The 6,224-nt window shown below is 44.7% G+C and carries 8 protein-coding genes; 2 read left to right on the forward strand and 6 right to left on the reverse strand.

From position 1 onward, the window contains the following. Window positions 1–451 precede the first annotated feature (451 nt). A complete protein-coding gene (locus C6H04_RS02600) occupies window positions 452–670 on the forward strand; it encodes an HP1242/YdcH family protein (RefSeq protein ID WP_104695899.1) in 219 nt (72 codons plus the stop codon). A 33-nt stretch (window positions 671–703) separates the two neighbouring features. Here the strand turns inward: C6H04_RS02600 and C6H04_RS02605 are convergent, their stop codons facing one another. The 4 genes from C6H04_RS02605 to rplM are packed head-to-tail and all read right to left on the reverse strand — an operon-like array spanning window position 704 to window position 3,792. After that, entirely contained in the window at window positions 704–1,549 is an 846-nt protein-coding gene (locus C6H04_RS02605; protein ID WP_104695898.1) for a J domain-containing protein, read from the reverse strand. Between the two features lie 23 nt (window positions 1,550–1,572). Then, the gene (locus C6H04_RS02610; RefSeq protein WP_104695897.1) at window positions 1,573–2,940 is read right to left on the reverse strand and encodes an MATE family efflux transporter; all 1,368 of its coding nucleotides are present in this window, start codon (window positions 2,938–2,940) and stop codon (window positions 1,573–1,575) included. A 34-nt stretch (window positions 2,941–2,974) separates the two neighbouring features. After that, window positions 2,975–3,364, reverse strand: coding sequence for a 30S ribosomal protein S9 (gene rpsI / locus C6H04_RS02615; protein ID WP_104695896.1), 390 nt, complete (start codon window positions 3,362–3,364; stop codon window positions 2,975–2,977). Then, entirely contained in the window at window positions 3,361–3,792 is a 432-nt protein-coding gene (gene rplM, locus C6H04_RS02620) for a 50S ribosomal protein L13 (protein WP_104732248.1), read from the reverse strand. Before rplM ends, rpsI begins: the two co-directional genes overlap by 4 nt. Window positions 3,793–3,987: 195 nt before the next feature. On the opposite strand from rplM, the gene C6H04_RS02625 reads away from it, so the two are divergent. Continuing rightward, window positions 3,988–4,359, forward strand: a complete 372-nt coding sequence (locus C6H04_RS02625) for a hypothetical protein (protein ID WP_104695894.1) — start codon at window positions 3,988–3,990, stop codon at window positions 4,357–4,359. Here the strand turns inward: C6H04_RS02625 and mnmA are convergent. Both mnmA and C6H04_RS02640 read right to left on the reverse strand, forming a co-directional pair. Next, window positions 4,356–5,399, reverse strand: coding sequence for a tRNA 2-thiouridine(34) synthase MnmA (gene mnmA, locus C6H04_RS02630; RefSeq protein ID WP_104695893.1), 1,044 nt, complete (start codon window positions 5,397–5,399; stop codon window positions 4,356–4,358). The two genes, C6H04_RS02625 and mnmA, sit on opposite strands and share 4 nt — an antisense overlap. Before the next feature lie 536 nt (window positions 5,400–5,935). Continuing rightward, window positions 5,936–6,224: YkgJ family cysteine cluster protein (locus tag C6H04_RS02640; protein WP_324730975.1), on the reverse strand; the 289-nt coding region annotated here is incomplete at its 5' end.

The raw sequence follows: 6,224 nt of genomic DNA on the forward strand, positions 1-6,224 counted from the left end.
GTTTATCCTAAACTGGCTCTGTGTTTATAGATTTCTCTACAAGCACTTAAAGATTACTCTGTATAGACAAGTTGTGTCAATAAAAGAGTTCTTATAAGCCAAAAACAAAATGCAAAACAAATTTTGGCTACAAGACTCTCTTGCTTAAATGTCAAAGATCGTTGCGCACGAAGTCTTGGCTTTTTCAACAGCCTTAACTTTGGCAAAACGCGATTATAGGGTAGAAAAGCTTAAGGGGGGCTTAAGTTGTAGAATTTTAAACGAGTTATAAAAGGTTTTTAAAGACCGGATGTTATAACCAAAGAGGAGACCGCTAGCTAGGTATGCCCTAGACTCTTGAGCAGGACATACAAGGCATACGACTCATAAACGCCTTTGAAAGCTCTTTTTTAAGCCATTCATCGTTTGTATTGTATTATAATGCTTCTATCAAGTTCATAAAGGATAGCGCATGTTCCACGAGTACAGAGATGAGATCAAGGCCTTAAAAAATAAGAATCCACACTTTAATAAGATTTTTGAGGAACACAATGCGCTAGATGATGAGATTTCTACCTTGGAGACGCATAACGCAGAAGATCTTAAGGTGTCTGCTCTCAAAAAGAAGAAGTTGCGCCTTAAAGATGAAATTTTCCATATGATTCAGGAGTACAGAGCGGGGATGATTTAAACAAAAGTCCATCCGTCTTCAGTGAACGGGTGTTTAAAGGTCTTTCAACACGCTGTAGGCTTCTGTAACCTCTAGGAAGCGTTGCTTGTAGATCCCCTCGCTATAGGGGGATAAGGCGCACGTATCGGGGTGGTAGAGTTTGGCGAGTTCCAAATAGCGGTGTTTGATTTCCTCCTTGGAGTGCATTACTCCCAATCCCAGGGTACGCAGGGCTTTGAGAATGATCTCCTCTTGTCTAGTGAGGTAGAGGGTTTGTGTGGGGTAGATGAACTGGATGTAGGCATACCTAAAGTGCGGGTTGTTTAGAGCCATTAGAACGGGCAGTGCGTCCAAATGCGCATGGGTTTCGTGCAAAAAACCCTTTTTGTTGCTCTTATCCTTGAAAGGTGTTTCTAGCATAATGTAAGGTTTGAAAGTTTCGTGGAGAAACTCGCGTGCTAGGAAATTCGTGTAGTAAAAAATCATCCGAGAGTGTAGGTAAATAGCGTGGATTTCTATCTTGTGTACCAAAGCTAACACAGGTTCATAAGGTGCATGCGTATGCGTACTCTCCTTAAACACCACGGGCAGGTGGGCGCAATCCAAAATTTGCTGTAAAAAACGCTCGAAAGTATTTTGGTTATAGAAGGGGTGTAGAGCGTATTTGGCATAGAAAAGGCGATTGAGTAGATATGTCTTTTTTAGACTCTCTTGCTCAAACAAAATCAGGGTGTGCTTGAATTTAACATGCTCGCTAAAATGCTTTTTAATGTAGAGTGTGGTTTTGTGGTAAAGGTGGGGTTCTAGGCAGACCTCTATGAATTGCTCAGAAAACCCTATCTCTCGCGCACAAGACAAAAGGGGCGCGCTTTTCTTAGGGATTTTGGTCTTGATCTGCATGCTACATTATCACACATTTTTTCTTAAGCTAAATCCTTCAGAGCAGCCACACGCTCAAAAGTTCCTCGTCTAATCTCATAGCGCACCACAAAGGCTACCACGATTAATGCCAAAAACTGAGAGATGGGGAAGGCGATCCAAACGCCTTCTAAACCGTAAAAATGCGCCAACACAGGCAATAAGGGCACAATGAAAATCACCGTCTCGCAGATTGTGATTAAAAAGGAAGTCCTGGTGCGTTGGATAGACTGGAAAAACACGGCGCAGAGCAGATTTAAGCCCAAGAAGATGTGCCCCGTGTAGTATACATTCATCGCGTGCTTGCTCTCTGCTAGAAAATGTGGGTCGTCCACCAAGTGTTCTTTGTCCATGTAGAGGGTGATCAAATGGCTATCTAAAAAGTAAAACAGGACATACAGCCCTATACCCACACACAGAGAAGCCTTCAGTCCAAATATAAACACAGCCTTGACTTTGTCCAGGTCTTGTGCGCCATAGCTAAAACTTGCAATGGGCTGGATACCTTGAGCAATAGAGAGCAAGGTTGTCCAGAAAACTATGCCATTGTACATGACAATGGCATAGATGGAAACCCCTCTCTCCCCGACCGTGTTCATAATAGTCCAATTAAATAGGAGCATCACTATTCCCGCGCTAAGCTCAGAAACACTTTGAGGCAACCCACTCTTAGCTGAAGAAATGATACTCGCCCAGTTAAAACGGCGCACGAAGTAGAGTTGTCCTTTTTTGCGTAAAAAGTGGCTCATAAGCACACAGAAACCCATCGCATGGCCTAAAACCGTAGCGATTGCACTTCCGTGAATGCCAATTTCCAATGTAAATAGCAAGAAATAATTGAGAGCTACATTGGTAAGCGAACCCACGAGCATGGCCACCATCGCCAAAATAGGACGCTTGTCATTGACCACAAAAACATCAGCCAAGGGATGCAAAACCATAAAGATTGCCCCCATCAAGATCACCTTGATGTAGATAGAAACCATGGGCAAGATGGTCTCATTACTGCCCAATATCCTAGCGATTTCATCGGTAAAAGGGACACAGGCCCAACTAATGCAAGTGATGCTAAGAGCCACAAAATAGAAAATCGAACTAAACACTAATCTAGCGCGCTCGGGTTCATCCTTGCCCAAAAAGTAAGACGCGATAGACGCCGCACCAAATCCAAAGAGCAACTCAAAGGCGATTAAGGTGGGAAAAATTGGCCAACACACTCCGATGGCCGCGATTGCCTCCTTGCCCAACTTATTGCCTACAAACATCCCATCAATCATAGAATAAGTAGAGAGGGAGATCATAGAAAAGGCAAGAGGGATGAAGTAATAAAAGAAGAGCTTGGGGATGGAATCCTTCTTTAAATCAACAGTCACGAGAATGACCTCCCCAAGAGAATAAGGCGTAAGCCTAGCGTTTGGAGAACTGAGGGCTACGGCGCGCTTTGCGTTTGCCGTATTTCTTGCGCTCCACTACTCTGGAGTCGCGTGTGAGTAAACCCTTGGGCTTAAGCACAGCCCTAAAGGCGACATCGTAGAGATTGAGCGCTTTGGAAATTCCATGTCTTAGGGCCTCTGCCTGTGCGCTGTATCCGCCCCCAAAAACCACTGCTTTGATGTTCACCAGCCCTTCTTGCTTGGTGAGTACCAAGGGCTGCATCACTTTCATTTTGATAGATTCATGCCCACCCAACCAGGCATTTAGATCCATGCCATTCACATCTAGCAGTCCATTGCCATGGCTTAACCAAACTTTTGCAATCGCACTTTTGCGCTTGCCTGTGGCGTAGATTTTATTCATCTAGCTTCCTTTTTAGCCACTTGGGCAGTATGAGGGTGTTTTTCATCTCGATAAACCTTTAATTTCTTGATCATGGTACGCCCTAGTTTGTTTTTGGGTAACATACCTCGCACAGCTAAGTAAAAGAGTTTCTCTGGGTGTTTAGCAAGCATTTCCTGTAGATTCTTGCTCTTGGTGCTTCCAAAGTAACCTGAATGTGTAAAATATTGCTTGTCCTCTAATTTCATTCCTGAGAACTTAACTTGACTCGCATTGACCACCACAACATAATCTCCACAATCCACATGGGGAGTGTAATAGGGGCGGTGCTTCCCGCGCAACAAGGTTGCGGCTTGAGTAATGAGTCGTCCGAAAATCTGTCCCTTAGCGTCTAAGACAACCCAGTCGCGTCGAAATTCTGAGGCTTTTATAGATTGAGTGAGTTGCATCGTAATCCTTTGCATTTTCAAAACTGCCATTCTAGTATTTTAAAACTTAGAAATTTCTAAAATTAAGCGGTTCTAAAGCCAATAGAATCCAATAAATGTTGACAGCGACAGAGTTTAAAGGGGGAGATTGATTGGTTAGCACAGACTTAAGCCTTGCTATGCTAGCATGAATGTATATGGCTGTGAGAGGTCGGTATGGGGGTCATTAGGTCGCTAGCATTCGTACTAGCTCTCTTGGGCTATGCCAATGCGTATGTCTTAGAGGGCTTTGGGTCTTCTGTGTCAATAGGTTTTTATCGTTTGCCACCTGGCGCGCTGAAAGGCGTATCCCATAGCAGGAAAACGAGTTTATTAGATATCATGTTAGGTGCGCGCATCTCAGATGAGGTTGCGCCTATTTTAGACCACATGACAACCTACGAAGCCCGTTCTGTGCACCTAAGGCAGTACGAAGGTTTTATCAACAAATGCCAAAAGCATGTGCAAATCGAACTACCCCAAATGGGTAGCCATGTCAATGCCTCTAGCACGGGGCCCTACCATGTTAACTTCCACTGGAAGTTTTAAGAAGCGTAGCTTTTGGTGATCACACCTCCACCCAAAACGCGGTCTTGATCGTAGATCACCAACGCTTGCCCTAAAGCCACACCATAAACGGGGCTTTCAAAACGTGCACGAATTATATCGTTCTCTAAGCTGATATGTGCACTGGTAGGCGTACTCCTATAACGCACCTTGACCAAATATGCACCCTCTTTAAAATTAGCGGGCAGGGATTTATTATGCGCCTCTAGGGTCGAGATCGCCAGCGCCTCTTTATTCCCCACAATGATCTCATTCTTGGACGCGTCTATACCCACCACAAAATGGGGTTCATGTGCCCCTTTAATAAAAAAGCCCTTGCGTTTGCCAATGGTGTAGTGCATATAACCCCTGTGCGTGCCCACCACCTCTCCCTTGAGGTTGCGCACCAAGCCTTCTTGATCCACTTGCACATGTTTTTTAAGCGTGTCAATGTAGTTAGTTTCCACAAAGCAAATTTCCTGGGATTCCCTATAAGTTTGCAAGCTCCCCAAAAAGGGCATCTTTTCTAAGGCTAAAGGTTTAATTTCACTTTTAAGCAAATCCCCCAAAGGAAAGAGAAGGCGATCGATGGCTCTTTGAGGCAGGGCGTAGAGAAAATAGCTTTGATCCTTGCTCACATCCCTAGCTTCTCTAATGCGCCATACGCCATGCACCTCTTCTAAGCGTGCATAATGCCCTGTGGCAATTTTTTCACAACCTTTTTGCAGCGCAAACTCCAGCCCTAGCCCAAATTTCATCAAAGGATTGCACAGTGCGCATGGGTTGGGAGTTTGCCCTTGCTCATAAGCCTGCACGAAAGCATCGTAAACGCCCTTCTTAAATTCGGCTTGTAAATCCACCACCTCAAAGGGAATGTTCAAAAACTTTGCCACCTCTTGGCAATTTTTGATATACACTGCGTGCTTTTCCTCTTTGGCATGCAACTTGAGATACAGACCCAACAATTCGTACCCGGCTTGTTGCAACAAATACGCGCTATAAGAGCTGTCCACCCCTCCGCTCATCAAAACGGCAACTTTCATTTAGGTTCTCTTAAGTTAGATGGCAAAACCTAGTGTGTTTTTCCTAAGATTTTACTTAAACTATCATTGCAGAACAAGCATCCCCTTATCTCCAAAATTCTTCTCTAAATCCTCTCTAGGCGTTTGACCAAGTAAACTTTCGTGGGCACGCTTGGGGGGATTGTATTCTGTTGCTTGTCATAGGGGGTGAGCATGATCTTCAAACGCCCATCGGTCTTTCACGCTCACCATAGCGGTCATGCCACTATGGATTTAACTCTGCTTTTATTGTAAAACGATCATCTCTTTGCTGCCAAAAGCACTTTGGGTTTTGGAATCCAAATCTTGTCCCTCAATGCCTTGCGCATGGCGGCTTTGATCCACAAGGGTGCGGGTTTTTTGGTTTTGACATACTCTCCCATAACTAAAGTTAGGGGATTCTAACTTTAGTGGAGATCGCGGCTTCAAGCAGGACAGCTCCGTTTGGAGTCTTACACTCCCTATTCCAAAGGTTGATGCCCCAACCCCAAGGGTATTACCCCTTGATTGCACAAATATTAGCACAGCCATGCTGGTGCTAGCCAACTATCCCCATAGCTAAAGCTAGGGGCTTTACGGCGTGGCTGGTAAAATTCCTCTAGGCTGTAGTGTTTGTAAAATACCTTCTCATACATGGTGTCTACCCTGCAAATTTGGGGGCGGTCGTCATAAATACGGCATTGCTGAGTCTGTGGGTCTAAGTGGCGGCATACGCCATTACCTAAATCCAAATGGGCGAGCTCCTTAACCCCACCGATATTGCGACAACACGTCCCCGAAAAAGTGCCAGGAAAACCCATGTTCCCA

Source organism: Helicobacter salomonis (assembly GCF_900197775.1).
Taxonomy (GTDB): Bacteria; Campylobacterota; Campylobacteria; order Campylobacterales; family Helicobacteraceae; genus Helicobacter; species Helicobacter salomonis.

What these genes read in the sequence shown, in the direction of transcription:
- C6H04_RS02600 (WP_104695899.1), top strand. Translation starts at nt 452, where the DNA reads ATGTTCCACGAGTACAGAGATGAGATCAAGGCCTTAAAAAATAAGAAT.
- C6H04_RS02605 (WP_104695898.1), bottom strand. Translation starts at nt 1,549, where the DNA reads ATGCAGATCAAGACCAAAATCCCTAAGAAAAGCGCGCCCCTTTTGTCT.
- rpsI (WP_104695896.1), bottom strand. Translation starts at nt 3,364, where the DNA reads ATGAATAAAATCTACGCCACAGGCAAGCGCAAAAGTGCGATTGCAAAA.
- rplM (WP_104732248.1), bottom strand. Translation starts at nt 3,792, where the DNA reads ATGCAACTCACTCAATCTATAAAAGCCTCAGAATTTCGACGCGACTGG.
- C6H04_RS02625 (WP_104695894.1), top strand. Translation starts at nt 3,988, where the DNA reads ATGGGGGTCATTAGGTCGCTAGCATTCGTACTAGCTCTCTTGGGCTAT.
- mnmA (WP_104695893.1), bottom strand. Translation starts at nt 5,399, where the DNA reads ATGAAAGTTGCCGTTTTGATGAGCGGAGGGGTGGACAGCTCTTATAGC.